Source organism: bacterium (assembly GCA_019912885.1).
Classification (GTDB): Bacteria; Lernaellota; Lernaellaia; order JACKCT01; family JACKCT01; genus JAIOHV01.
Window position 1 is genome coordinate 1 of the sequence record JAIOHV010000121.1, and the last position, 24,793, is coordinate 24,793.

A 24,793-nucleotide genomic window follows, 5' to 3' on the forward strand; every position below is an offset into this window, starting at 1 on the left:
GCGTTGTGGCGATCGGATCGCGCGACGACGCGCCCGGTCACCGCCGCGACGCTCGCGACCGACGGCGATGGCGCGGTTTCGGTCCTCGCCGCCGCGGAAGACGTCGGCATTATCGCGACGCGCCTTACGGACGGCGCGTCCGAGAGTGTGCGCGAGGGCCTGCCGCTGGTTCGCGTCACGGCGCTCGCGACGCTCGGCGACGCGCTCTACGTGGCCACCGCCGGTCAGGGCGTTTTCCGCCGGCCGCACCCGGCCGCGCGCGCGTTCGAGCCGTTTAACAACGGTCTGCTGTTTCTGGCGCCGTGACCGCGTTGAAGCCGGTTGCGATGGTTGCCGCCGCCCTCTTTCTGGCCGGGGCCGCCGCCGTGATCGCGTACCGGATGACAGGCCTTGGCGTCGATAAAGCCGGTGACGCGCCCGGCCGCGAGTTCGCCGGGCAGTTCGATTCAGGATACGCCTCCCATGCGACGCTTCGCTTTCGGGCGTATATCGGCCCGCACGCGGCCGGCGATACCGCTCCGCTCCTGATCCTGCCGACGCTGACCGAAACGCCGGCAACGCCGGAAATTCCTGATCGCTGGCGGCGTCTCGCGAACGAGCGCCGCCTCGCGATCGCGATGCCCGTCTTTCGCTCCGTGAACGCGCGCCTGTGGGACGATTATCTCGACGGCGATACGGACTGGATGAACCGCATCGCGGATCGGCTCGTTTCCGAACTGGCCCGGCATCCCGAAATCGACGTGCATCGAGTCGGCGTCGCGGGCGTGGAGATGACCGCGGATATCGCGCTGCGCCTCGGCGTCGCGATCGACGGGGCACGCGTCGCCGTCGTGGCGCCGACGATCGGCCCGCCGCCTCGGTTGCCGACGAAACGCGACGCCCGATACCTTGTGTTCGCGCGCGAGGCCGAAGCCGCGCGCGTGACGGCGGCAAGCGACATCTATCACGCGCTCGGCCACGCCGCCGAAATCCGGATTCGCCCGGAATCGCAGCCGATCGACGCGGCGGCGCTCGAACGGATCGGGCTCGCCTTCGTGCTTGGCGACGATCCGGAAAGCGGGCGCTTTGCAATCGGACCGGACGAGGACGCCGCGGCCCGTTGACCGGCCGGACCATAAGGGCAACACTCCCTGAGGGCAGCGTCAAAAAATCGGCCTTCCAGGATTTCAGGCAGAAGCGGCACGCACGGTCGTGAACACGAGAGGAGCATCCGCATGTCATCGCAACGAGGAAACGGAGACCCGGGCGACCCCGCGGGTGGTTGGGACGAGGTCGTTTCCGCGATCGAACCGGTCGTCCGGAAAGTGACGGACCGGTTCCGGAAAATCTCGCCGGATTTCAACCCGGGTCGAGCTGTCGGGATCGTTCTCCTTGTGCTCGTCGGACTTTTCGCGCTCGTGACGGCTTTTTATACCGTTCCGAGCGACTCGGTCGCCGTCGTGCAGCGTTTCGGCAAGTATCTAAAAGACGTTCCGCCTGGGCTGCACTTCAAGATACCGCTTGGCATCGACGCGGCGACGATCGTTCCCGTCAAAAGGCAATTGAAGCAGGAATTCGGGTTCGCGACCCCCGGCGCCACCGATCCGTATCAGAGCCAGAGTCCCGCCGACCAGACGCGGGAGACGCAGATGGTGACGGGCGATCTGAATGCCGCCCTGGTGGAATGGGTGGTTCAGTACCGCATTTCCGAGCCGGCCAAATACCTTTTCGCGGTCCGTGAACCGGCCCAAACCCTTCGCCACGTCTCCGAATCCGTCATGCGGGAAGTCGTCGGCGATCGCACGGTGGACGAGGTGATCACCATCGGCCGGCAGGAGATCGAGGCCGAATCGCTGACCAAGATGCAGGAGCTTTCGAGCAAATACGCCATGGGCATCAGCATCGACCAGGTGCAGTTGAAAAACATCAACCCGCCGGAGCCGGTGCAATCGTCGTTCAACGAAGTCAATCAGGCGCAGCAGGAAAAGGAGAAGTTGATCAACGAGGCCCGGCGCGAATACAACAAGGTGATTCCGCTTGCCGAGGGAGAGAAGGACCAGCGCATCCGCGAGGCCGACGGCTATCGCCTCAAGCGTATCAATGAAGCGGAAGGCGATGTCGCCCGGTTCAACGCGCTGCTGGCGGAATACGTCAAGGCGCCCGAAGTCACCCGCCGGCGTATCTACGTCGAGACCCTGCAAGAGGTTCTGCCGAGCCTGCAATCCAAGATCATCATCGACGACGAGGCGCGCGGCATCCTTCCGCTATTGAATCTCGACTCCAAGATCGGAGGGCAGCCATGAACCGCATCACCCGGATCCTTCTCGGCGCATTCGTGGCCATCGCGGCGTTCGTCCTGATGAACGCGATCTACGTGGTAAGCGAAGTCGAACAGATGATCATCACGCAATTCGGCAAGCCCGTCGGCACGCCGGTGACGACCGCCGGGCTGAAGCTCAAGGTGCCGTTCATCCAGGAGGTCAATCCCATCGACAAGCGGATCCTGGAGTGGGACGGCAGCCCGTCGGACATGCCGACCAAGGACAAGCTCTACATCTCGGTCGATCTTTTCGCCCGGTGGATCATCACGGACCCCCTTCAATATTTCCTGAGACTGCGCGACGAAAGAAGCGCGCAGTCGCGCCTGGACGACATCCTCGGCAGCGAAACCCGCAACGCGGTGGCCAAGCACGAATTGATCGAGATCATCCGCACCACCAAGGATCGCACGCCGCTTCGCGACGCCCTTTTGACCGACGCGGAAAAGGCGCTGGACATGGGATCGCTGGTGCCGATCCACAAGGGGCGTAAACTGGTCGAGCAGGAAATCTTCGCGGCGGCGGCCGAAAAGGTTCGGGTGTTCGGCATCGAATTGCTCGATATCCGTTTCAAGCGGATCAACTACAACGAAAGCGTGCGTCCCAAGATTTACGACCGCATGATCAGCGAACGCCGGCAGATCGCGGAGCGTTTTTTGTCGGAAGGCAACGGCGAGGCCGCCCGTATCCGCGGCAACCGCGTGCGCGACCTGAACAAAATCCAGTCGGAAGCCTACCGGCAGGTGGAGGAGATCCGGGGCGAGGCGGACGCGAAAGCCAGCGAGATCTATGCGCGCTCGTACAACCAGAGCCGGGAAGCGGTCGCGTTCTACGAATTCACGCGGACGATGCAGGCCTACAAGACCATCATCGCCGAGAACACGACGCTCGTGCTCTCGACGGACAGCGATTTATTCAAGTTCCTGAAGGCCTACGAATAGACAGCGATGCCGCCGGACCGGCCGGCGGCCGGCTCCTTATTGGTCACGGAAATACGACGCGCGGTTCGTCGGCGTTTCCCACACATCAACGCGCACGACCTTGACGCGATCGTCGTCAAGGCGCCCGGCGAGCCTTTCAAAAAGCACGCGCGCCATGTTTTCGCTCGACGGATTGACGTCGTCGAACGGCGGCAGCTCGTTGAGGTATTTGTGATCCCAACGCTCGAGTTCCTCGACGAGCGCCTTTTTCATGTCCACGAAATCCAGCGCGATACCGATGTCGTCCAGCTCGCGCGCGCGGCAGGTGAGCTCCACGGTCCAGTTGTGGCCGTGCAGATTCTCGCACTTGCCCTTGTAGTTGCGCAGATTGTGCGCCGCGGCGAATTCCTTGATGACCTTCACTTCGTACATATTCGACCTCCGCCGCAAAGCGTAGCACAAAGGCCGTTGCGACCGTATCGCGCCGGGCCAAAAAAAACGGAGCGCCGGCGAGCGCTCCGATACGCGGAAAAAGGCGTCTTGTTACGCCTGAAGCTCTTTTTTCAATGCGGCCACCTTGCGGGAAAGCGTCTTCACGCGCGCGTCCAGGCGTGTGACCTCGTCGCGCGTCGGGACATTCAGAACCCACAGGGCCTTGCGCGTGCCCTCATCGAACTTCTTGTCGAAGTCCGTTCGTCCCTTGTGCACGGTGGCGACGATCTCGTCGTAGAGGCGCTGCGCCTCCCTGGTCGAAACGCGGCCCTTTTCGACAAGGTAGTTGACGAAACTTTTGACCTCCGCCTCGGCGTGGGCGGCCACGTCGGTCGAATCGTCGATCAGCCGCTTGGCGAAATCGACCACCTGCGTGGAAATGGTTTTGCGGTTCGTCATCGGAATCCCTCCTTGCCCGGGCGGGGCGTCCGCTCACCGCGGACGCGCGCCCGAATTATTTGCGGCGCGCCGCCGTCTTGCGGGCCGGCTTGCGGGTGGCCGCCTTTTTCGGAGCGGCCTTCTTGACCGTGCGCTTGGCCGCGGGCTTTTTCGCCGCGCCGTCCGGGTTGAGCTTGCGAAGCTCGGCCTGCAGATTGTCGACGCGCCGCGCGATCTTCTCGACATCCGTGCGGGTCGGGAGATTCAGGACCGCGAACGCGCGTCCGGCGCCTTCCTGCACGAACTTGCGGGCGTCCTTGCGGACCTTCTCGACGTCCTTGCGCGCCTTGTCCACGTTCTTGCGGAGCTTCGCGAGATCCTTCGTGTAGCGCGTCTTCAGTTCCTTCTCGAACGTCTCGAACGTCGATTTCGCGTCGTTCACGCCGCTCTTGATCACATCGGGAAACGTCTTCATGAAATCCGTGGCCATACCTTGGCTCCTCTTCGTTTCTTGTTCGGGCGACATGGCCCGGAATGGATAATTCTCAGCGACCCGAGGCAAATTTACGCACTGCGTCATAAATTGTCAAGAATTATTTGACGCACCGCGTAAAAATAATCGCGATGACGGAATTCCGTAGGATTATCAGGAAGATACGCCATCCTCCGGCGGGATGGGCTCCGGCGAACGGCGAAGGACGAACGGAAGCGATTGGGCGCGACGCCGGTCTGTCGCGTTACGCCGGTCCATCCCGTCCTATCTGTCCAAACCGTCGCGGGCGCCGCGTCAGGCCACGCCTTGCGCGCGCACGATGCGCGACAACTCGACAAGCTGCGGCAACAGCCCTTCGAGCCGATCAAAACGCAACATCGAAACCGCGTCACACTTCGCGCGCGACAGGTCCGTGTGCGTTTCGATGAACAGCGCGTTCGCCCCCGCCGCGACGCCGACGCGCGAGAGCATCGGCACGTATTGCGGCTCACCGCCGCGCGGGTCGTCCGACGGCACCCCGTAGATGCGCACGATGTGCGTGGGATCGTAAACGACTGGGCAGCCAAGGTCCTTCATGATCGGCACGCAACGCAGATCCGACACCAGGCGGTTGTAGCCGAAGCATGTTCCGCGCTCGGTCAGGAGAACGTTTTTGTTGCCGACGCTGTGAAGCTTTCCGACGACGGAATTCATCGTTTCCGGCGCGAGGAACTGGCCTTTCTTGACGTTGACGCACTTGCCCGCCTCGCCGATCGCCAGCACGAGGCTTGTTTGCTGGCAGAGATACGCGGGGATCTGCAGGACATCGAGTACCTCGGCCGCCGCGTCGATCTGGTCGATCTGATGCACGTCGGAAAGCACGGGCACCTCGAATGCGCGCTTCACCTCCTCAAGAATACGCAGACCGCCCTCCATGCCCGGTCCGCGATAGCCCGAAGCGCTGCCGCGATTGTCCTTCTCGAAGCTCGACTTGAAAATCCACGGCACGTCGTGGCGCGCGGTGAGCTCCTTCAGCTTTTCCGCAATCTCCATGACCGTGTCGCGGTCCTCCACGACGCACGGGCCGGAGATGAGGGCGAGCGGATGCCCGTCGCCGATGACGATATCGCCAACGCGAACGTCGTTCATGATGCCTCCGTGGACCGCGCCTCGCGCGGGTCGAGATTCAGGATGCCGCTATCCTCGATGGGATAGCGAAGGCGGCACGCGGCGCACTCCACCGCGCCTTTGTCGATGCGATCGACAAGCGGGCCGCCGCACAAAGGACAACGCAGCAGGTCGAGGATGTCGGCAAGCGCCATCACGCACCGTACAGACGCCGAATCCAGGCGTATTCCTTTTCAAGCCCGTCCGCCACGGACACGCGGGGTTTGTAATCGAGCAGGCGTTTCGCCCTGGCAACATCGGCGCTCGTGTGGCGAACGTCGCCGCGCTGTTCGCCGTCGTTTTGCCGTTCGACCTTCGTGCCGTGGATCTCCTCGAGTTTCCTGATGACGTCGTTGACGGAGATTTGCTCGCCGCCCCCGACGTTGATCGCCTCGCCGACCGCGTCCTTCGCGGTCATTGCGGCGAAGGTCGCGGCCACCGCGTCCGAGACGTAGGTGAAATCGCGCGTCTGCTTGCCGTCTCCGTAAACGACGATCGGCGCGCCGGTGACCGCCGCCTTGCACCAGCGGTGAAACGCCATGTCGGGCCGCTGGCGCGGGCCAAATACCGTGAAGTACCTCAGGCTGACCGTCGGTACGCCGTGCGCGACGCGGTAGATGCGGCAAAGATGCTCGCTCGCCAACTTGGTCATGCCGTAGGGCGAGATCGGCGCCGGCGCCACGTCCTCCGGCGTGGGGAACGATTCCGCGTCGCCGTAAACCGAACTCGATCCCGCGAACACGAAACGCGACAGGCCGATGTCCTTCACGCGCTCGAGAAGCCGCTGCGTCGCGGTGATGTTGTTGTGCGTGTAGTGGTCGAACTCCGCGCCCCAACTCGCGCGCACGCCCGCCTGCGCCGCGAGGTGAAACACCGCGTCGTCTTTCTCAAGCTGCTTGTCGAACGGAAAGTCGGCAACGTCCACGTCGTAAAACGTGAAGCGCGGGTGATCCCGAAACGCGTCGAGGTTTCGCTCCTTGATCGCGCGCTCGTAGTAGTCCGTGAAGCTGTCGATGCCGATGACGTCGAGCCCCTCCGATAACAGGCGTTCGACGAGCGTACTGCCGATGAATCCCGCGCAGCCGGTGACTAGCGCCTTCACGCGCCGCTCCCGTACGCCGCGCGAACGCGGGCGATGATGTCCGTGGTGTTGTGGTCCTTCGGATCGCCGGCGATGGCGGTGCGTCCGCCGAGCGCGCGCACGGTGGCGACCTCGGGCACGGTGTCCTCGGTGTAATCCGTTCCCTTGGCGTGGATGTCCGGCCGGATGGCGTGCAACACATTCACCACGTCGTCCTCCTCGAAGGGGGTCACGAAATCAACGCCCTCGATCGCCGCGACAAGCGCGAGGCGTTCGTCGAGCGGCAGAATCGGCCGCCCCTCGCCCTTGGCGCGCGCGACCGACGCATCCGAATTGACGGCGACGACAAGCACATCGCCAAGCGCCGCGGCGCCGCGCAGATAACGCACGTGACCCACGTGCAGCAGATCGAACGCGCCGTTGGCCAGCACGATCGAGGCGCCCTGGGCGCGGCGCGCGGCGACGAGCGGCGCGAGCGCTCCTAGTGTGACAATCCGTGCCACGGGTCGCTCCGTTCGATGGCCTCGCGCAGTTCGTCGGCGCTCACCGTCGCGGTGCCGTGTTTCATGACGACAAGCCCGCCCGCGACGTTCGAGAGCACCATCGCCTCCTTCATCGACGCGCCGGACGCGAGCGCCGCCGCGTAGGTCGCGATGACGGTATCCCCGGCGCCGGTGACGTCGGCGATCTCGTCCGATCCGAAAATCGGGATCGGCGTCTCGTCGCCGTCTTGCTCGAAAAGCATCATCCCCTGCCGCCCTCGCGTGACCAGCACGCCGCGCGCGGCGGAGCCGAGCAGGAGTTTGCGTCCCGCCTCGCGCACCGCGTCAACGGAAACCATCGGGATTCCCGTCGCCGCCTCGGCCTCCGGCTCGTTGGGCGTCATCACCGACACGTCGCGAAACAGCGCGAGCTGATAACGCGAATCCACGAGCACCGGCACGATCTCGCTCTTGCCGATCTCGTTGATGGCGTGCACGAGATTTTCGCCGATCATCCCATAACCGTAATCCGAGACGATGAGCGCGTCCACGCGGCGCGCCATGTCATCAAGCGACTGCAAAAGCCGCGCACGGGGCTCGCCGCCGATGTATTCGCGTTCGCCGCGGTCGATGCGAAGGATCTGCTGAAACGTGGTGTGCAGGCTCGCGCCGGCGATGCGCTGCTTGGCCGTGGTGACGCGGTCGGGAACGGTGATGACGCCTGCGTGGTCGATGCCGCGATCGGAAAGCGACTTCACGAGTTCGCGGCCGGGAGGATCGTCGCCCACGGCGCCCACCACGGCCACCTGGGCGCCGAGCGCGCGCGCGTTGCCGGCCGCATTCGCCGCGCCGCCGGGCGACAGGCGCTCCTCGACGTAATCGAGAATCAGCACCGGCGCCTCGCGCGAAACGCGGCGCGTCTGGCCGTAAACAAAGATATCCGCGACGAGGTCGCCGATGACGCCGATCTTCACGCGCGAAAATCCGTCGATGATCTCTCGCAAGCGCGCCTGGTCAGCCATCGATCCCGAGCCTTTCGAAAACGTGGTCAACGACCTCATCCAGATTTTCGGCGACAAGGTCCGGCGGCCGCTTCCAGCCGGAGGAAAACCACTCGACCTCGCCTCGTCCGTATCCCGTCAACACGAGTAGGCCCTCCCCGCCCATCGCAAACCCCAACTCCACGTCCGAATATTTGTCGCCGACCATGAACGACCGTTTCGGATCCAGATTAAGATCGGCCGCCGCGCGCTCGATGAGTCCCGTTCGTGGCTTGCGGCAGCCGCAATCGACATCAAGCTCGGGCAGAACCGCGCCGCGAAGGTGCGGGCAATAATACACGCCGTCGATCCGCGCGCCCTGCCCGGCAAGCTGCGCAACGAGCGCGGCGTTCACCTGCTCGATCAGATCGAGCGGAAAATACCCCCGCGCGGCGCCGGCCTGATTGGTCACCATCACCGCCGGCACGCCCGCGCGATTCAGCCGCGCGATCGCGCCGGCCACGCCGGGGATCGCGCGGATGCGGCTGACGTGATTCACGTAGCCGACCTCCTCGGACAGGCAGCCGTCGCGGTCGAGAAACACCGCCGGCCGCGTCACGAAACGCTCTTGATGAGTTGGTCGATCGTCAATCGATCCTCGTCGGAAAACGCGGGTTGAACGCGCATGACAAGAAAGGGGGATTCGTCCGGCGGCGCCAGACGCCGCAATTTGACGGCGTCCTTTTCGGTCGTCACATGATACATAACGGCCTCCGACGCGGCAATCGAATCGGGCCTTTTCAGGTCCGCGTCGGTCCACGCGTGATGGTCCGGGCGCACGGTGCGGCGCACCACGCGAAGCCCCGCCGCTTCAAGCAGGCGAAAGAATTCTTCGGGAAACGCGGTGGCGGCTAATGCGTGGACGGGCTTGCCGATGACGTAATCGGTGTCGATCTCGAGGCCGTCCTTCAGTAGATAAAACGAAGCGATCTTGTAACGCCAGGAAATGACCGGGCCGGCAAAGCCGTGCGCGCGCGCGATCGCGGCGATATCCTCGATGGCCGTCGCGCCGTCCTTCACCAGGATCATCGCGCCGCGGGCCAGCGCGGACAAAGGTTCGCGCAGCGGGCCGATGGGCACGGTGCGATGATTCCCGAATCCCACATTGCCGTTGACGCACACGATATCGACCGCGCGGGAAAGCCCCAGATGCGAGAAGGCGTCGTCGCACACGGCGACGTCGGCCCCGAGCTTTTTCGCCGCGTGCGCGACGGCGTCCGCGCGCCGCGCGCCGATGACGACGGGGATACGCGGAACGCGCACCGCCATCATGAACGGCTCGTCGCCGGCCTCCGCGGCCGTCAGCTTCAGCGATTTGCCGTCGCCGACCACGGCGACCGCGCCCTCCTTCGCGCCGCGATACCCGCGCGAGACGATCGCGGGGCGGCGGCCCATCTCGCGCAGGCGCTCGGCGACGTAATACGCAAGCGGCGTCTTGCCGGTGCCGCCGACGGTGATGTTGCCGACGCTGATCGCGGGAATCGCCGGACGCACGCCGGCGAGAATTCCCGCGCGGTACGCCGCCGCACGCACGCGCATCGCCAGGGCGTACACGAACGACGCGGCGCGAAGAGGCCACAGCGCCGGCTGCCGCTCGATCTCGGCGGGGCGCTTGTAGAACAGTCGTTCGAAATCGCTTTGCTTCATCGCCCGCGCCGTCAGGAAATCAGCATGGCGTCGCCATAGCTGTAAAATCGATAGCCTTCGCGAATCGCCTCGTCGTACAGCGACAACACGGCCTCGCGCCCCATGAAGGCGGCGACGAGCATCAGCAGCGTCGAGCGTGGCAGATGGAAGTTCGTCATCAACTTATCGACGACGCGAAACTCGCTCCCCGGTTTCAGGAAGATCGACGTGCGGGCGTCGCCGACGGCGAGCGTCTCGCCGTCCCATGCCGCTTCGAGCGCGCGGCAGACGGTCGTGCCGACGGCGAGCACCGGCCGCCTCTCGCGGCGCGCCGCCGCGACGAGCGCGGCAAGCTCCTCGCTGATACAAAACGCCTCCTCGTGGATGCGGTGTTCGTCGATCGTCTCCGTGCGCACCGGCAGAAAGGTTCCCAGGCCGACGTGCAGCGTAAGGTAGCCGATCTGGGCGCCCTTATCGCGAAGCGCGTCGATCAACTCCGGCGTGAAATGCAGGCCCGCCGTGGGCGCCGCCGCCGCGCCGATTCGCCGCGCGTACACCGTCTGGTAACGCTCGCGGTCGTGCGCGTTGTCCGGGTTGTCGTCCGCGTCGCGCCTGATGTACGGCGGAAGCGGCATCACGCCGATCTCGTCGATACGCGCCTCCACGTCCCCGGGCGCATCGATGCGCACCACAAACTCGGCCCCGCCCCGATCGACGACCGTCGCGGTCACGTCCGGCGCGAGACGAAGGATCTCGCCAAGGCGAAATCCCCGGCGCGCCCGCCCGATGGCGCGAAACGTCGCCGGAGATTCGCCGACGCGCTCGGTGAGGAGCAGCTCGACATGACCGCCGGTCGGTCTTTTTCCGAAAAGTCGCGCGGCGCGCACGCGGGTGTCGTTGAAAACCACGAGCGTGCCCGGCGCGACAAACGAAGGCAGATCGCGCACGTGCGCGTGCGTCGTCCGGTTTTGCGCCCGGTCAAAAACCAATAGACGCGCGGCGTCGCGCGGCTCGGCGGGCTGCTGCGCGATGCGTTCCGGCGGCAGCTCGTAATCGAAATCGGCGGTGTTCATGCGATCGGACAGGACCGCCTGGCGCCGTTAGCGCGCGCCGTCCTTGATGAATCCCCGAAAGATGTCGATGGGAATCGGAAAGAGCGTCGTCGAATTGTTCTCGGTCGCGATCTCGACGAGCGTCTGCAAATAGCGAAGCTGCAACGCCGCCGGCTGCTCCCCGATGATCTTCGCCGCGTCCGCGAGGCGCTGCGAAGCCTGGAACTCGCCTTCCGCGGCGATGATCTTCGCCCGCCTCTCGCGTTCGGCCTCCGCCTGGCGGGCCATGGCGCGCTGCATCTCGGTCGGCAGGTCGATGTGCTTAACCTCAACCGCCGTGACCTTCACGCCCCACGGGTCCGTGCGTTCGTCGATGATGTGTTGCAGGCGTTGGTTGATCTTTTCGCGATCCGACAGCAGGTCGTCAAGCTCCACCTCGCCGAGCACGCTGCGGAGCGTCGTCTGCGCGAGCTGGCTCGATGCGTAGATGTAGTTCTCCACCTCGAGCACGGCCTTTAGCGGATCCATCACGCGAAAATAGAAGACCGCGTTGACCTTCACCGTCACGTTGTCGCGCGTGATGACGTCCTGGGGAGGAATGTCGACGACCACGACGCGCGTGCTGACCTTCAACATCTTGTCGATGCCGGGAATGATCCACTTGAATCCCGCGCCCTTCAGCGGCGTGACGCGGCCGAGGCGAAAGACCACGCCGCGCTCGTATTCGTTGATGATGCGAATGCCCGAAAAGAAATAGACGAGCGCGAACATGAAAAACAGGCCGACGCCCCCAAACATCTCCAGCATGACAACCCCCTTTTGCCGGCGCGATTACGCCGGCGTAACTTCGATATGAGCGCCCTTCACCGCGACCACGCGAACGATGGCGCCGGCCTCGACGGGGACGGCGCTTTTCGCGTGCCAGAATTCGCCGGCAAGCTTCACCTGTCCGCCCGCCAACGGGTCGATCGCCGTCGTCACGACACCCGTCGTCCCGACGATCGACTCCGCGCCCGTTTGCGGACGCCGCCGATGCACGCGCACGACCATCCACGTGATGAGCCCGACCGCCAGCGCAAACCCGACGGTGACCGGAAGGACAATGGCCGGCGATACGGAAAACGAATAATCGGGATCCACGACTTTCTCCGGGACATCAAACAGGAAAAGCGAACCCAGGGCCAGCGAAATCGCGCCGCCGAGCGTCAGCAATCCGTAACTCGTGACCTGCACCTCTGCGATGAAAAGCGCAAGCCCGACGACAATGAGGATGACGCCGACGACGTTGATCGGCAAGATCTGCGTGCTCATGAGGAAAAGCAGGAAACACACCGCGCCGATCACGCCCGGAAAAATCAGCCCCGGGTGTGAAAATTCGGCGTAGATCCCCAGGAATCCGATCATCATGAAGATGTAGGCCAGGTTTGGATCCGCAAGGCGCATGATGAGCCGATGTTTGAGCCCGGGCGGGCGCCGCATAACGAGTGCGCCTTTTGTCGCGAGCGTCTTTTCGATACCGCCGCCGAGCGTCACCGTGCGGCCGTCGGCCTTTGCCAGAACGTCGTCGAGATTCGTGGCGACAAAGTCGATGACCTTCTTTTCGAGCGCGTCGGTGGCGGTCACGGACACGCTGTCGCGCACGGCCTTGACCGCCCATTCGCGATTCCGTCCGCGTTGCTCGGCGATGCCCTCGACCCACGCGACCGTGTCATTTGTGATCTTCTTGTTCATCTCCTCGCCGATTTCCTGGCCGCCGCCGGCGACCGGATGCGCGGCGCCGATATTCGTCCCCGGCGCCATTGCGGCGATATGCGAGGCAAGCGTGATCATCACACCCGCGCTGCCCGCGCGAGCCCCCGGCGGCGTGACATAAACGATGACCGGCACGGGCGAGGCGAGGAATTCCTTGACGATGTCGCGCGTCGAATCGACAAGTCCGCCCGGCGTGTCGAGTTCGATGACAAGCGCCTCGCTGCGCCTGGCTTCGGCCTCGATGATCGCGGCGCGCAGATAATCCGAGCTGCCCGGGTTGATCGTCATGTTCTCGATCGAAACCACAAGAACGCTGCGCTCGCCCGCGGCAACGGGAGCTTCGGCGTTTTCGGAAGGTTGCGCCGCCGCGGGCGAAAGCATCGCACCGGTAAGTGCGGCCGCAAGAACGAACGCCGTCGCGAACGCGAGCGGCGCAAGCGCGCGCGACACGCGGCCCCGGCGCGTCGCCCGTTTCATGGTTGAGCCTTTTTTTCGGGCCGCTTCCAGCCGAGATGATCCATGATGATCTGAAGGTCTTCCCATGCCTGCCCCTTGTACTGCGGACTGCGCAGCAGATACGAGGGATGAAAGGTCGGCATCACGGGAATGCCGTCGAGGTCATGAAACCGGCCGCGCATCTTCGAGATGCCCTGCATCGTGTCGAGCAAAAGCCGCGTCGCGGGATTGCCGAGCGTACAGATGACCTTGGGCCGGATCGCGCGAATCTGCGCGCGCAGAAACGGCGAGCAGGCCGCGATCTCGTCCGGCTCGGGCTCGCGATTTTTCGGCGGGCGGCATTTGACGACATTCGCGATGTAAACGTCCTTTCGCGTCACGCCCATCGCTTCAATCATCTTTGTCAGAAGCTGCCCCGCGCGGCCGACGAAGGGCTCGCCCTGTTCGTCCTCGTCCGCGCCCGGGCCCTCGCCGACGAACATCAAATCCGCGTTCGGGTTGCCGACGCCGAACACGATGTTCTTGCGCGTCGGCGCCAATTTGCAACGCACGCATTCGCCGAGCACTGCGCGCACGTCGTCGAGCGTGCGCGCCGCGCCAAGCGCCCGGCCTGTGTCATCCGGCGAAAGGCCGCTCATGTCGGTTCCGTACTCCTTCGCGATTTCCGCGAAACTACCGTCGCCCGCCGCGCGTTCGGCTTGCGTCGCCCCGATGACGATTTCCTCCCGCGCCCGCGGCATGTTCACGGCCGGCGCCGCCTTGGCCTCGTTGGATTCGGCATCGATGTCCTCGCCCGGAGGCGGACGGCGGCCGTGCGCGATCTCGATCGCTTCTTCGGAACACGCCATCGTGCGCCGCTGCCGGCGAAGGAACGCAAGCGTGCGGTCGATCTCGCTCAGGATGTCGGCCGCGTCGCTCATGCGCCGCCCGGCGTTCCCAAAAGACGCGTTTTGAATACGTGTTCAAGAATTTGCCGCGCGACGTCGCGCTTTGGCGCGCGCGCGATCGATCGGTCATCGCCGTCACGGCCGAGGATCATCACCTCATTTTGCCCGGAATCGAATCCGATCGCCGCGTCGCCGACATCGTTGACGACGATGAAATCGAGCCCCTTGTCGGCGAGTTTCTTGCGCGCGCGCCCGGCCGCGCCCTTGCCCGCTTCCGCCGCGAACCCGACCACGAGGCGATCGCCCTTTTCGCGCGCGAGCGTGGCGACGATGTCGTCGTTCGGCGCAAGCGCGATCGCGTCGCCCAGTTCCGCCTTGGCGATCTTGCCGGCGGCGGGATTCGCCGGGCGCACATCCGCGACCGCCGCGCACATGATGAGCGCATTCGCGGCGGCGAAAGCCTCGCGCGTCGCGGTCATCATTTCGGCGGCGGTACGCACGCGCACCGTGGCGACACCGGGCGGATCGGCAAGCGCGGTCGGCCCGGAGACAAGCGTAACGGCGGCGCCCATATCGCGCGCGGCCTCGGCAAGCGCGTAGCCCATCTTGCCGCTCGATCGATTCGTAATCATGCGCGCCGCGTCGATGGGCTCGTGCGTCGGCCCGGCGGTCACCACGACGGCCATCCCCGAAAGCGGCCCGCCGGCAAGGCGACGCTCGATCGCGGCGACGATGTCCGCGGGCTCGGCGAGCCGCCCGATGCCCTCGGTGCGGCAGGCCAGATCGCCCGCACGCGGATCGACGAATTCCACGCCGCGCGCCGCGAGCGTCTGGATGTTGGCCTGCGTCGCGGGGTGCGCCCACATCCGGTCGTTCATCGCGGGACAGACGAGGATGGGCGCGCTCGTCGCCAGCAGCACGGTTGTCAGCGGATCGTCGGCGAGACCCGCGGCCATCTTCGCGATGACGTTCGCCGTCGCGGGCGCGATGACGGCGATGTCCGCGCGGCGCGCGACGGCGATGTGGCCGATCTCGGATTCCTCGATGAGGCTGAACATGTCCGTCAGCACGGGGCGCTGCGACAGGGTTTGCATGGTCAGCGGCGTGATGAATTCGCGCGCGGATCGGGTCATGACGACGTCGACTCGCGCGCCCGCGCGAACCAGCAGGCGCACAATCTCCGCGGACTTGTAAGCGGCGATTCCGCCGGTGACGCCGAGAAGGATGGTCTTGCCGGTAAGCACGTCGGTCAGAAAAACGGGTTGAACCGTTTTTCGCGCCCGATGGTGGTGGCGGGGCCGTGTCCGGGCAGCACGACGGTATCGTCCGGAAGGACGAACAGCTTGGTGCGCACATCCTCGAGAAGGTGTTCCACGTTGCCTCCGTCAAGGTCGGTGCGCCCGATGGAGCCCGCGAAAAGGATGTCGCCGACGATGGCGACCTTCTGCTTGTCGAAGATGATGCCAAGCGCGCACGGGCTGTGCCCGCGAAGCTCCACGCACCGCCCGGTCAGCCCGCCGATCGCGATGGTATCGCCCTCCTTCAGCAGTTTGTCGGGCATGGGGGGCGGCGCGATGCCGCCCGCCGCCGCCTGGGAGGCGTAGCTGGCCAGGCCCGGCACCTCTTTTTCGTGCACGACGAAGGGCGCGCCGGTCGCGGCCTTCATGTCCGCATTGCCGCCGATGTGGTCCCAGTGCGTGTGCGTATTGACGATGAGGCGGCAGGTCAGGCCGTTTACCGCCAGCAGCGCGAGAATATCCTCGGCGTCGCCGCCCGGGTCAAAGACGGCCGCGTCGCCGGTCGATTCATCGCCGACGATATAGCAGTTCACGCCCAGAGGACCGGTTGGAAGGCTCTTCAAAATCATGCAAATCCCCGCGCCCGACGGCGCCCCCATTCCCTGTCGAATGTTTATCGGATGGGGGGTACCCGGTCAAGGAGCGATCGAAAAAGCTCCGGAAAATCGAAGGCTTTTCTTGACAGGTGGGGGTGGGGGACCATACTTGTTCGTTGGTCATGAACGAGCCTCAGAACCCACGGAATCCTCAAACTCCGGCGGGGGAAGCCGGAAACGGCAGCCCTCCCGCGTCGGGCTCCACCAAAATTTGCCCTTTCTGCGCCGAAGAGGTGAAGGCCGAGGCGCTCAAATGCCGCTATTGCGGCTCCGACCTGACGCAAACCCCCGGTTCGGCGCCGAGGGAGGAGCAGATTGTCGCGGCGGGCGCCGACGTCGATATCGCGCCGGGCACCGTGCTCGCCGGCAAATACAAGATCCTCCGCCTTGTCGGACAAGGCGGCATGGGGCACGTGTTCGAGGCACGAGAGATCGACTTTGACCTGGGGCGAACGGTCGCGATCAAGGTGCTGCCGCGCGCGCTGATGACCAACGAGCGCCTGCTGCGCCGCTTCGAGGAAGAGGTGCGCATCTCCGCGCGGATGGACCATCCGAACATCGTGCCGATCTACCTGATCGGCAAGCACGGCGCGTGCCTGTTTTTCGTCATGAAGTACATCCACGGCAAGACCGTCAAGGAGCTTTTGCACGAGACGGGGCCGCTCCCCGAACCGACGCTGATGGATATCGCCCGGCAGATCGCGCGCGCGGTCGCGCACATCCACCGGGAAGGGACGATCCACCGCGATATCAAGTCGAACAACATCATGATCGATAGTGGCGGCCACGCGATCCTGATGGATTTCGGCATCGCGAAATCGAATGCGCAGGCGATGCTGACGACCTCGGGCGAGATCCTCGGCACCGCGCCGTACATGAGCCCGGAACAATGGGATGGGCAGATCGACCACCGCTCGGACATCTACAGCCTGGGCGTCGTCATGTTCGAGTTGGCGACCGGCTCGCTGCCCTTTCAGGCCGACCGCATCCCTGAACTGATGCACGCCGTTCTCTCGGACCCGGTGCCTCGCGTTCGCGAAAGGCGCGGCGACCTGTCCGAAAACATGGCCGGCATCATCGAGCGTTGCCTGCAAAAACGCGCGGACGACCGCTTCGCGTCGATGGACGAGATGCGCCGCGCGCTCGGGGACGCGCCCGCGCCGTTGACGACGCCGATCCGCCCGCCGGAGCCGCTCGCGGACACGGTTCCGCTTGCCGCGACGCACCCGACGATTTCCGCGGGCGACCTGACCGCTCGCGCCAGGCAGGAGGCCGACGCGGGGCATCTGACAAACGCGCTTCGCATCCTGGATCAGGCGCTGGCGCGAACGCCCGCCGACGAGACCGCCGCCGAATTGCGCGCAAGGATCCTCGAGGCGAAAAATGACACCGAAAAGGCCATCGTGCACGCCCACGAACGGCTAGCCAAGGGCGATCACGACGAGGCGCGCGCCATTCTCGACAGCGCGCTATCGCGGATGCCGTCGAAGAAGGCGCGCGAGATGCTTGACCGAATCGACGAAGCGCAAGCGCGCGAACAGGCGGGACGTGCCGCTCCGCCGCGACCCAACACAACAGCGCCGGGCGCGCCCGCGCCGTCTCGCGCACCCCGCGCGCGCGTGTTGTATATCGCCGCCGGGGCCGCCGCGGGGCTCCTGCTTCTCGCGTTCGTCGTTTTTCCGCTGGCGGCGCCGTACGCGGCAAGCCGCACGTTGGAGGAAGCGGGCGATCTGTCGTTTCGCGCCGGCATGCTCGCCACGCGCGGCGTCGGCTCGTTCGCCTGGTACGAGCGCGCCAAGCGCCTGCGTTCGAACGATGGCCCGCTTATGGGCAAGCAGGAGCGCGTCGTGCTGACGTTGAAAGACCAGGCGCGCCGGGCCATGAACGCGGGCGACTACGACCGCGCGTACAAAATCTACGGCACGCTGTATCGCCTGCGGCCGAACGATTGGGACGTGGCCGTCAACTACAATCGCGCACTCGAGCGCCGCAACAAATCAAAATGACGTCGCCGAGAAAAACCGGCGGCGCGCCCGCGCCGTGCATGCCTCGGAGCCGCGCGTGAGCGGGCCACCCAAAACACCATCGCTGACCGTGGACATCATCATCCGCCTGCCGGACGACGGCATCGTGCTGATCGAACGCCTGAACCCGCCGAAGGGCTACGCGCTTCCGGGCGGCTTTGTCGATATCGGCGAAACCGTGGAGCAGGCCGCTGTGCGCGAGGCGAAGGAAGAGGTCGGGCTTTCCGTGACGCTCGTTCGCCAGTTTCACGTGTATTCGGACCCGGCGCGCGATACGCGCATGCATACCGCGTCGGTCGTGTTTCTCGCGACCGCCACGGGCACGCCCGTCGCGGCATCGGACGCCAAAAGCGCTCTCGTCGCTTACCGCGATCGCCTTCCGGCGCCGCTTTGCTTCGATCACGCCCAAATCCTGGATGACTATTTCAACGGGCGTTATTGACCGGGACCGCCGAACCCCAGTTCGGCATGCAATTTTTTTCATGCCGAACTGGGGTTCGGCGGTCCCAGGTCACGGTGCCTTTTTCAATTGCCGCATGAAAGCCTGGGCGCGTTGTTTGGCGACCTCGCGCAGGTTCGTGTAGCGGTCGGTCTCATCGACGATCTGCGTTCCGATCATCACCTCGATCACATCCTCGAGCGTCACGACCCCTTCGGTGCCGCCGTATTCGTCGACCACAAGGAACATGTGCGTCTTGCGGGTAACGAATTCTTTCAGCAACACGTGCGCGCGCATCGATTCGGGCACGAAATCGACATCCTGCATCAGGTCGCCGACGCGCTTGTCGAAATGGTCCTGCGCGATCTCCTCGAGGATCTTGCGCGTCATCACGACGCCGACCGCGTGATCCAGGTCGTTTTCGCGCGCGACCGGGATGCGGCTGTAATTCCACTGCGGCACGCGCTTCATCACCTCACGCAGGGTGATGTCCTCTTCCACATAAAAGACAACCGGCCTCGGCGTCATGATTTCCTTCACGGTCAGGTCGTTGAGTTTCAGCATGTTCGCCATCCACTCGACTTCCTCGTGCAGGATCGCGCCGCTGCCCGCAGCCAGACGCGCTTCGGAAAGGATGTCCTCCTCGGAGTGCGTGAACGCCGATCGCGCGGACGGACGCACGAAACGCACGGTGAGCTCGCAAATCTTTACGAGCGGCCAGAGCACCACGATGAGCACCCAGATCGGACGCGCGATAAGCGGCGAGATGAGATTGGCGTGAACAACGCCGATGGTCTTCGGCAACACCTCGGAGAGCAGCAGGATGGCCAGCGTGAAGACCGCGGAAAAAAGGGCGACGCCCGTGCTGTTGGCGACGCTTTGCACGAGTGCGCCGGCGACGGTGGCGCCCACGGTATGCGAGAGCGTGTTAAGAATAAGAATCGCGGAGATCGGCCGATCCGGATCGAGCTTCATGCGCATTAACAGTGCGCCCACGGGCTTGCCCGCACGGCGGAGGCTCTCGATGCGCCCCATCGGCGTCGAAAGAAGCGCCGCCTCCGCCAACGAACAGAAGAAGCTCGTAATAAGCGTCACGGCGACGACGATTCCGATGACGGAAATCAAGGCGCGGCTCGGCGCGCGAGACGATTGGCGCGGCGGATGGGAACAGAATCAGGTTTTGAAGGTGATGCTTTGTCCATGAACTCGTCGGCCTATGGTTACGGGCAAAGCGTGGTGCGTGTCAATGAGGAGAAGGCTGGAAGGTCTCGCAACGCCGGGTTCGAGAATCACGTTCGATTCGTTACGGCGTTAACGCCGATGAAACGAGTCCCCGTTCGTGGCGTTGTTTCCACCAATTCACGTTTTCGAGCGACGCGCGCGCCGCGTCGCCGTTGCGCGTCGAGGTCGGGATGTGGATGACAAGGCCCTCCTCGGCGCGCGCGCCCGGCGTCAGATGGTTTTTCGTCGCGATACGCGCGGGCGAGACGCCGTATTCCGACGCGATCGCGTTCAGCGACTGGTAGTTCGTCACCTTGTGGCGGTAGATGTACGACACGCGGTAACGCCGCGTCTCGCGAAGGCGCGTGAGGTATTCGTCCACCGGCGCATGCGGCAAACGCACCGTTACGGGCACGCCCTCGTCCGCGCGGGTCGTCATGATCGAAGGATTCATCGCGCCGACGACGTCCGGATCGAGATCGAGATCGAGCGCCAGCGCGGAAAGGTCGATCTCGCCCTGCACGTCCACGACGACCGACGGCGCGTCCTTGCTGGGCGGTTCCTCGAAACCGAAGTGCGCGAGGTTCTGATACACGATCGCCGCCGCGAAAAAACGTGCGACGTAATCGTAGGTCTCGCGCGGGATCGTCATCCCCTGCGCGGATGAGCCGTGCGGCGACAGATCCCAGAACGAACGGACCGAATCGTCGGATGCGAGCGCCGACTCGATGAACATCTCGCCGGCGTTGTATCCGGCAAGCGCGGCCTCGATGTCACCGTCGAACATTTCGAGCAGATCGCGCAGATACGCGGCGGCGGCGTAGGTTTCGAGCGCCGCGTCGAAGCGCTGATCGACCGCGTCCGTGACGACGAGGTTGTAGCGCCGCGCGGTTGACGGGATGAACTGCCACAGGCCCGCGGCGTTCGCGTGGGAGACGCGCGTGGGATCGACCGCGCTTTCAATCATCGCGACGCACACCAATTCGCGCGGCAGGCCGTATGCGTCAAGGACGGACTCGATGTGCCGGCGATACCTGGCGAGCCGCGCGAGATAGATTTCGTACTGGCGGCGGCCGTCGCCGTGCGCGTACCACGCGACGATGCGATCGACGTCGGCGCGGCGATGCGGCGGCGCGCGATCGAGCCGCGCGGCCAGATCGCCGAACGCGAAATAACGCGCGGGCTTTTCCTCGGCGAGCGGATCGTAGCCCCGATGCACGATGACGCGCGGCATGTCTTTGGCCGCAAGCTTGGCGAGGATGATGCGCCCGGCCGCGTCGACCAGGCGCGCGTGGTAGTGCTCCACCATCGGGCGCTTGTAGAGATTCGCGGTCAGATCGCGCAGGCGCTCGCCCGCTTCGGTGTAGGCGGCGTCGGCCTCTTCGATTTCGAGATCGGCGAGCGCCTCGTCGATTGTCTGGATGTACGCCTCCAGGTCGCGGTCTTCGCGCAGCGCGAAAACGTCGGTGCCGGGCACGGCGGACGCGCGCGCGCACGCGACCGAAAGGACGAGTGCGCCGGCAAAAACGACGCCGCGCGGAATCTGGTGGGCGTTAATCAACATGGCGCAAGAAAGCCGCGTGATTTTAGCACAACCGCGCGAAACGTCGAATCGCGTCAGGCGGCGGCGCGCTTGCGGTGCGTGATGAATTTCGGCTTGAAGGTGACGACCATCGTGGGCAGCAGAATCAGGCCGCCGAGCATCGAGACGGTCATCCAGAACGCCAGCAGGATGCCCATCTCCGCCTGAAAGCGCAGGAAGCTGAACGCCCAGAACACGATGCCCGCCACCATCGTCGCGGCTGTGAAAAACACCGCGCGCCCGGCGGTGAGCATGGCGTGCTGCGTCGCGGCCCGGAGGTCTCCCGTCTGGTCGTAGTATTCCTCCACGCGCCCCAGGACGTAGAGGCCGTAATCGACGCCAAGCCCCACGCCGAGGGCCACGACCGGCAGCGCGTTGACGTCAAGGCCGATGCCGAGCGCGCCCATGAGCGCGTAGGTGAGGTAGTTCGAGATCGCAATAGGCACCAGGAAATAGACGCCGGCGAAAAACGAACGGTACGCAATCACGCAGCAGAGGAACACAAAGCTAAAGGCGAGGATCGTGACCTTCGCCTCGGAGACGACGATGGTCTCGTTGACGGCGGCGAGCAAGCCGCCGAGGTTGCCGGCGAGCTTGAATTCGGCGCCCGGCAGCGGATGCGCGTCGATAAATTCCCGGGCCTTGGCGATGACCGCGCGCAGGGTTTCGCCCTTGTGATCGCGCAGGTACACCGCGATGTTCGCGTCCTGCATGCGGCGGTCAATGAAGCGGTCCAGATCGCCGGGCTCCGCGCCCTGATAGAGCATGCCGAGATAGAATCCGGAGTCGCGCAGGTTTTCGGGCAGCAGCTCCCACTTGGGGTGGCTTGAGTGCATGATCTTGACGAGCTCGGGCACGAGGTCCGCGATCGAGCTTGTGAACGATACCTCCGGCATCGCCTCGAGCTCGCGCTGGAACGCCTCGATCGTGCGAAGGATCTCCGGACTTTTCATGCGGTCGCGCTCGTCGCCCGCGACGACGATCGAAAGGATCTCCGTCTTGCCGAAGCGGTCGAAGATCGCTCGCGTGTCCTTGTTGTATTCCGATTCCGGCCAGAGCATGGGCGTGCCGGGATGCACGTCGCCGATCACGAGATTGCGCGCGAAAATGATCCCGATGACGAAAACGACGATCGTTACGGCGAGAATGGTCTTCTGATGGCGTTCGGTGCTGGCGTGCGACATCGCGCGCAAGATGCGGTCGAGGATGCCCGTTCGCGCGTGGCTCTTTTTCGGCGGCGGCAGGAACGAGAGCAGCACCGGATTCAGGATCATATCCGTGACGGCGATCGACATGATCCAGAAGCCGCCCATGATCGCGAGCTTTTGCATCAGCGGAATCGGCGTTACGGCGACGATGAACACGCCCGCGGCGTCGGTGATGATCGAGACCAGGCCCGGCTTGGACAAGCCGCCCAGCGTGGCGATCGCCGACTCGCGCCGGTCGTGGTGTTTGTCGAATTCCTCCGTGTAGCGCTCGATGAGCTGAACGGAGTGCGACAGCGCGCGCGCGCTGATGATGAACGGCACGACGATGACAAGCGGGTTGAAATGGTAGCTGCCGACGTTGAACAGGTCGATCGCGCGCGTGTCCGCCAGCCAATCGAGGAAGCCAAGGAATCCGAGACCCCAGATCGCGGAGAGGAAGGCGGTCACAAGCGGAATGACGACGCCCACGACGTTGCGGAAATACAGGATGAGCGCGATAACGATCGCGGCCACCGTCAGGAAAAAGATCCAGACGAGTTGGGGATACTGGCGCGCGATCCAGCCGAGCATGATCGGCCGCCCGATCATGCGAACGGTGTGATTCGCGTCTTCCTCCGCGGCGGTGATCTTGTCGATCGCGTCAAATAGCGTGTCACCCGGCTCCCAGACCTCGTCCTTCGAAAATTCCCGGAGTGTCCTTAGCGCCTCCTCCACGTCGCGCCCTTCCGCCTGGGCCAGGTCGCGGACGACCGTTTCGATGGAATCGCTCGCGCTTTGCAGGCCCTTTTCGAAAAAGCCCGCGATGATCATGAGCGCCTTGTCGTCCGCGGACACGAGCGTGCCGTGATAGCGGCCGCTCGCGTAGATCTTCCGGCGCAGTTCGTCGAGTTCCTCTTGCGTCTCGGGGACATCCGGCCACATGACCGGATCGGACTTGAAGCCCGCGATTTCATCGACGGTCGTGATCTTCGTCTTGCGCTGCGCCAGCGAGAGCACGGAGTAGTTGTTCACCGCGGGCAGCAGTTCGAGCCCCTTGGTGATGCGCTTGAGCTTGGCAAGCGTCTCGGTATTGAAGACGTCGCCCTCATTCACCTCGAGCGAAAGCACGATGACGTTCGCGCCGCCGAAGATTTCCTCGTACGCCACGTACGTTTGCACGTAGGGATGGTTTTTCGGGAAGAGCTCGATCGTCGGCGTCTTCAATTCGACGCGCATCATGAAGTACGAAAACACCACCGACAGCGCGGCGATGACGGCCAGCACCGGAACGCGGCGGTGGATGATGAACCGCCCGATGGGGTGCGTCTGCGAGGGAAGACGCGGGGCTTTCGGATCGGCGCTCATCGCGTCACTCCAGGGGCCGCCAGGATTTGCCGGCATCGTCGGATAGCAGGATCATGCCGTGATCGCCGACGGCGACACCGCGGCCTTTCGCGTTGAAGTCCGCCGCGCCGATCCAGTAAAACTGGTTCGTGGCGACCGTCGAGATCGCGCCTGCCTCGAATCGGGCCGCGGAGCCGGCGTTGCCCACGGCGACCGCCGCGCCGCCGGCCAGCGCCGCCACGTCGAGAAGGTGAAACTCGATCTCGCCCGGAATGCGCGCCCAGGTCGCGCCGCCGTCGCGCGTTTCGAGAAACGTCCCCTTGGTCCCGACCGCGTAACCGATCTCGTTGGTCGCAAACGCGAGCCCGAAGAGGTGCGACGTATCGGGCATCGCGACGCGCTCCCACGTCAGCCCGCCGTCCGCGGTCCGGAAGATCGAAGAGAGCGTCTCGGCCTCGACGTCCTCCTCGAGCTGCGCTTCCCAGATGGGGTACTCGCCGGCCAGAAGCGCGTTGTCCGCGTCGAACATGTGCACCGCGAAGATCGGCGCGGAAACCATGGCCTCGAGCACGGTCGTTTGCCAGGAAGCGCCGCCGTCTTTCGTTGACAGGATGCGCCCGAAGTTGCCGACGACGATGCCGTGCGCATCGTCGGCGAAGTGCACCGCGAAAAGGTGTTCTTCGACGCCTGTTGAAAGAAGCGTCCACGTTTCGCCCGCGTCGGCCGTCTTCCAGACCTGTCCCTTGCGCGCGGCGATGTATCCGACCGACGGCGAGGGAAAGTCGATTCCGAACAGCGGCTCGTCGGTGCCGATGGCGACCGGCGCAAATGTGTTGCCCGCGTCCGTCGAGCGAAAGACCTTGCCGGGATATCCGACGGCCACGACCACGTCATCCGACGCGAACGCGACGTCGTAGAGCCGGTCGCGGAACGCGGTCGGCGACGCGCCCGCCGCCGCGTCCTTCGCGAAGGCGGGCGCGGCGCATGTAAGCAACAGCAC

At 64.7% G+C, this 24,793-nt stretch carries 26 protein-coding genes; 6 read left to right on the forward strand and 20 right to left on the reverse strand.

Annotated features, from left to right (window positions below; all coding sequences use genetic code 11):
• From K8I61_09800 to hflC, 4 genes are all read left to right on the forward strand, one after another.
• The coding region (locus K8I61_09800) for a hypothetical protein (protein MBZ0272319.1) at nucleotides 1-306 on the forward strand (306 nt) is incomplete at its 5' end.
• A 20-nt stretch (nucleotides 307-326) separates the two neighbouring features.
• Nucleotides 327-1,103 (forward strand): hypothetical protein, encoded by a 777-nt coding sequence (locus tag K8I61_09805; protein MBZ0272320.1) that lies wholly within the window; start codon nucleotides 327-329, stop codon nucleotides 1,101-1,103.
• A 111-nt stretch (nucleotides 1,104-1,214) separates the two neighbouring features.
• The gene (hflK, locus tag K8I61_09810) at nucleotides 1,215-2,282 is read left to right on the forward strand and encodes an FtsH protease activity modulator HflK (protein MBZ0272321.1); all 1,068 of its coding nucleotides are present in this window, start codon (nucleotides 1,215-1,217) and stop codon (nucleotides 2,280-2,282) included.
• On the forward strand, nucleotides 2,279-3,238 hold the full coding sequence (gene hflC, locus K8I61_09815; GenBank protein MBZ0272322.1) for a protease modulator HflC: 960 nt from the start codon (nucleotides 2,279-2,281) through the stop codon (nucleotides 3,236-3,238). The genes hflK and hflC overlap by 4 nt, the downstream gene beginning before the upstream one ends.
• 36 nt (nucleotides 3,239-3,274) lie before the next feature.
• Here the strand turns inward: hflC and queD are convergent, their stop codons facing one another.
• The 16 genes from queD to K8I61_09895 form a co-directional block, all read right to left on the reverse strand.
• Nucleotides 3,275-3,649: a 6-carboxytetrahydropterin synthase QueD gene (gene queD, locus K8I61_09820; protein ID MBZ0272323.1), complete on the reverse strand. Its 375-nt coding sequence runs from the start codon at nucleotides 3,647-3,649 to the stop codon at nucleotides 3,275-3,277.
• A gap of 111 nt (nucleotides 3,650-3,760) precedes the next feature.
• Nucleotides 3,761-4,108: a phasin family protein gene (locus K8I61_09825; protein MBZ0272324.1), complete on the reverse strand. Its 348-nt coding sequence runs from the start codon at nucleotides 4,106-4,108 to the stop codon at nucleotides 3,761-3,763.
• A 55-nt stretch (nucleotides 4,109-4,163) separates the two neighbouring features.
• The gene (locus K8I61_09830) at nucleotides 4,164-4,577 is read right to left on the reverse strand and encodes a phasin family protein (protein ID MBZ0272325.1); all 414 of its coding nucleotides are present in this window, start codon (nucleotides 4,575-4,577) and stop codon (nucleotides 4,164-4,166) included.
• A 297-nt stretch (nucleotides 4,578-4,874) separates the two neighbouring features.
• The gene (kdsA, locus tag K8I61_09835; GenBank protein MBZ0272326.1) at nucleotides 4,875-5,708 is read right to left on the reverse strand and encodes a 3-deoxy-8-phosphooctulonate synthase; all 834 of its coding nucleotides are present in this window, start codon (nucleotides 5,706-5,708) and stop codon (nucleotides 4,875-4,877) included.
• On the reverse strand, nucleotides 5,705-5,881 hold the full coding sequence (locus K8I61_09840) for a Trm112 family protein (GenBank protein MBZ0272327.1): 177 nt from the start codon (nucleotides 5,879-5,881) through the stop codon (nucleotides 5,705-5,707). Before K8I61_09840 ends, kdsA begins: the two co-directional genes overlap by 4 nt.
• Nucleotides 5,881-6,828 carry a GDP-mannose 4,6-dehydratase gene (locus K8I61_09845; GenBank protein ID MBZ0272328.1) on the reverse strand — a complete coding sequence of 316 codons (948 nt, stop codon included), beginning with the start codon at nucleotides 6,826-6,828 and terminating at the stop codon, nucleotides 5,881-5,883. The genes K8I61_09840 and K8I61_09845 overlap by 1 nt, the downstream gene beginning before the upstream one ends.
• Complete coding sequence (locus K8I61_09850; GenBank protein ID MBZ0272329.1) at nucleotides 6,825-7,310, reverse strand: adenylyltransferase/cytidyltransferase family protein; 486 nt, start codon at nucleotides 7,308-7,310, stop codon at nucleotides 6,825-6,827. Before K8I61_09850 ends, K8I61_09845 begins: the two co-directional genes overlap by 4 nt.
• Complete coding sequence (locus K8I61_09855) at nucleotides 7,289-8,311, reverse strand: bifunctional hydroxymethylpyrimidine kinase/phosphomethylpyrimidine kinase (GenBank protein ID MBZ0272330.1); 1,023 nt, start codon at nucleotides 8,309-8,311, stop codon at nucleotides 7,289-7,291. The genes K8I61_09850 and K8I61_09855 overlap by 22 nt, the downstream gene beginning before the upstream one ends.
• A complete protein-coding gene (locus K8I61_09860) occupies nucleotides 8,304-8,888 on the reverse strand; it encodes an HAD family hydrolase (protein MBZ0272331.1) in 585 nt (194 codons plus the stop codon). The genes K8I61_09855 and K8I61_09860 overlap by 8 nt, the downstream gene beginning before the upstream one ends.
• A complete protein-coding gene (gene lpxK / locus K8I61_09865) occupies nucleotides 8,885-9,976 on the reverse strand; it encodes a tetraacyldisaccharide 4'-kinase (GenBank protein ID MBZ0272332.1) in 1,092 nt (363 codons plus the stop codon). The genes K8I61_09860 and lpxK overlap by 4 nt, the downstream gene beginning before the upstream one ends.
• Before the next feature lie 11 nt (nucleotides 9,977-9,987).
• Entirely contained in the window at nucleotides 9,988-11,028 is a 1,041-nt protein-coding gene (queA, locus tag K8I61_09870; protein ID MBZ0272333.1) for a tRNA preQ1(34) S-adenosylmethionine ribosyltransferase-isomerase QueA, read from the reverse strand.
• Nucleotides 11,029-11,055: 27 nt separating this feature from the next.
• On the reverse strand, nucleotides 11,056-11,814 hold the full coding sequence (locus tag K8I61_09875; GenBank protein ID MBZ0272334.1) for a slipin family protein: 759 nt from the start codon (nucleotides 11,812-11,814) through the stop codon (nucleotides 11,056-11,058).
• 24 nt (nucleotides 11,815-11,838) lie between these two features.
• A complete protein-coding gene (locus tag K8I61_09880; protein MBZ0272335.1) occupies nucleotides 11,839-13,236 on the reverse strand; it encodes a nodulation protein NfeD in 1,398 nt (465 codons plus the stop codon).
• Entirely contained in the window at nucleotides 13,233-14,063 is an 831-nt protein-coding gene (locus K8I61_09885) for a uracil-DNA glycosylase (GenBank protein MBZ0272336.1), read from the reverse strand. Before K8I61_09885 ends, K8I61_09880 begins: the two co-directional genes overlap by 4 nt.
• Before the next feature lie 68 nt (nucleotides 14,064-14,131).
• Complete coding sequence (gene coaBC / locus K8I61_09890) at nucleotides 14,132-15,355, reverse strand: bifunctional phosphopantothenoylcysteine decarboxylase/phosphopantothenate--cysteine ligase CoaBC (protein ID MBZ0272337.1); 1,224 nt, start codon at nucleotides 15,353-15,355, stop codon at nucleotides 14,132-14,134.
• A complete protein-coding gene (locus K8I61_09895; GenBank protein ID MBZ0272338.1) occupies nucleotides 15,352-15,969 on the reverse strand; it encodes an MBL fold metallo-hydrolase in 618 nt (205 codons plus the stop codon). Before K8I61_09895 ends, coaBC begins: the two co-directional genes overlap by 4 nt.
• A gap of 260 nt (nucleotides 15,970-16,229) precedes the next feature.
• On the opposite strand from K8I61_09895, the gene K8I61_09900 reads away from it, so the two are divergent.
• Together K8I61_09900 and K8I61_09905 are read left to right on the forward strand one after the other, a co-directional pair.
• Nucleotides 16,230-18,002 (forward strand): protein kinase, encoded by a 1,773-nt coding sequence (locus K8I61_09900; protein ID MBZ0272339.1) that lies wholly within the window; start codon nucleotides 16,230-16,232, stop codon nucleotides 18,000-18,002.
• Between the two features lie 55 nt (nucleotides 18,003-18,057).
• The gene (locus tag K8I61_09905) at nucleotides 18,058-18,462 is read left to right on the forward strand and encodes an NUDIX hydrolase (GenBank protein MBZ0272340.1); all 405 of its coding nucleotides are present in this window, start codon (nucleotides 18,058-18,060) and stop codon (nucleotides 18,460-18,462) included.
• A 69-nt stretch (nucleotides 18,463-18,531) separates the two neighbouring features.
• On the opposite strand, the gene K8I61_09910 is transcribed toward K8I61_09905, so the two are convergent.
• From K8I61_09910 to K8I61_09925, 4 genes are all read right to left on the reverse strand, one after another.
• Nucleotides 18,532-19,584, reverse strand: a complete 1,053-nt coding sequence (locus tag K8I61_09910) for a hemolysin family protein (GenBank protein MBZ0272341.1) — start codon at nucleotides 19,582-19,584, stop codon at nucleotides 18,532-18,534.
• Between the two features lie 178 nt (nucleotides 19,585-19,762).
• Entirely contained in the window at nucleotides 19,763-21,244 is a 1,482-nt protein-coding gene (locus K8I61_09915; GenBank protein MBZ0272342.1) for a transglycosylase SLT domain-containing protein, read from the reverse strand.
• A 53-nt stretch (nucleotides 21,245-21,297) separates the two neighbouring features.
• A complete protein-coding gene (locus K8I61_09920; protein MBZ0272343.1) occupies nucleotides 21,298-23,814 on the reverse strand; it encodes an MMPL family transporter in 2,517 nt (838 codons plus the stop codon).
• Nucleotides 23,815-23,818: 4 nt separating this feature from the next.
• On the reverse strand, nucleotides 23,819-24,793 hold the full coding sequence (locus tag K8I61_09925; protein ID MBZ0272344.1) for a hypothetical protein: 975 nt from the start codon (nucleotides 24,791-24,793) through the stop codon (nucleotides 23,819-23,821).

Bases quoted from the DNA above. Each gene is read 5' to 3' on its own strand.
- K8I61_09915 (MBZ0272342.1), bottom strand. From the start codon at position 21,244: ATGTTGATTAACGCCCACCAGATTCCGCGCGGCGTCGTTTTTGCCGGC.
- K8I61_09885 (MBZ0272336.1), bottom strand. From the start codon at position 14,063: ATGGCGTGTTCCGAAGAAGCGATCGAGATCGCGCACGGCCGCCGTCCG.
- K8I61_09920 (MBZ0272343.1), bottom strand. From the start codon at position 23,814: ATGAGCGCCGATCCGAAAGCCCCGCGTCTTCCCTCGCAGACGCACCCC.
- K8I61_09895 (MBZ0272338.1), bottom strand. From the start codon at position 15,969: ATGATTTTGAAGAGCCTTCCAACCGGTCCTCTGGGCGTGAACTGCTAT.
- queD (MBZ0272323.1), bottom strand. From the start codon at position 3,649: ATGTACGAAGTGAAGGTCATCAAGGAATTCGCCGCGGCGCACAATCTG.
- K8I61_09830 (MBZ0272325.1), bottom strand. From the start codon at position 4,577: ATGGCCACGGATTTCATGAAGACGTTTCCCGATGTGATCAAGAGCGGC.
- K8I61_09840 (MBZ0272327.1), bottom strand. From the start codon at position 5,881: ATGGCGCTTGCCGACATCCTCGACCTGCTGCGTTGTCCTTTGTGCGGC.
- hflC (MBZ0272322.1), top strand. From the start codon at position 2,279: ATGAACCGCATCACCCGGATCCTTCTCGGCGCATTCGTGGCCATCGCG.
- kdsA (MBZ0272326.1), bottom strand. From the start codon at position 5,708: ATGAACGACGTTCGCGTTGGCGATATCGTCATCGGCGACGGGCATCCG.
- K8I61_09825 (MBZ0272324.1), bottom strand. From the start codon at position 4,108: ATGACGAACCGCAAAACCATTTCCACGCAGGTGGTCGATTTCGCCAAG.
- K8I61_09880 (MBZ0272335.1), bottom strand. From the start codon at position 13,236: ATGAAACGGGCGACGCGCCGGGGCCGCGTGTCGCGCGCGCTTGCGCCG.
- queA (MBZ0272333.1), bottom strand. From the start codon at position 11,028: ATGAACACCGCCGATTTCGATTACGAGCTGCCGCCGGAACGCATCGCG.
- K8I61_09805 (MBZ0272320.1), top strand. From the start codon at position 327: ATGGTTGCCGCCGCCCTCTTTCTGGCCGGGGCCGCCGCCGTGATCGCG.
- K8I61_09855 (MBZ0272330.1), bottom strand. From the start codon at position 8,311: ATGGCTGACCAGGCGCGCTTGCGAGAGATCATCGACGGATTTTCGCGC.
- K8I61_09875 (MBZ0272334.1), bottom strand. From the start codon at position 11,814: ATGCTGGAGATGTTTGGGGGCGTCGGCCTGTTTTTCATGTTCGCGCTC.
- lpxK (MBZ0272332.1), bottom strand. From the start codon at position 9,976: ATGAAGCAAAGCGATTTCGAACGACTGTTCTACAAGCGCCCCGCCGAG.
- hflK (MBZ0272321.1), top strand. From the start codon at position 1,215: ATGTCATCGCAACGAGGAAACGGAGACCCGGGCGACCCCGCGGGTGGT.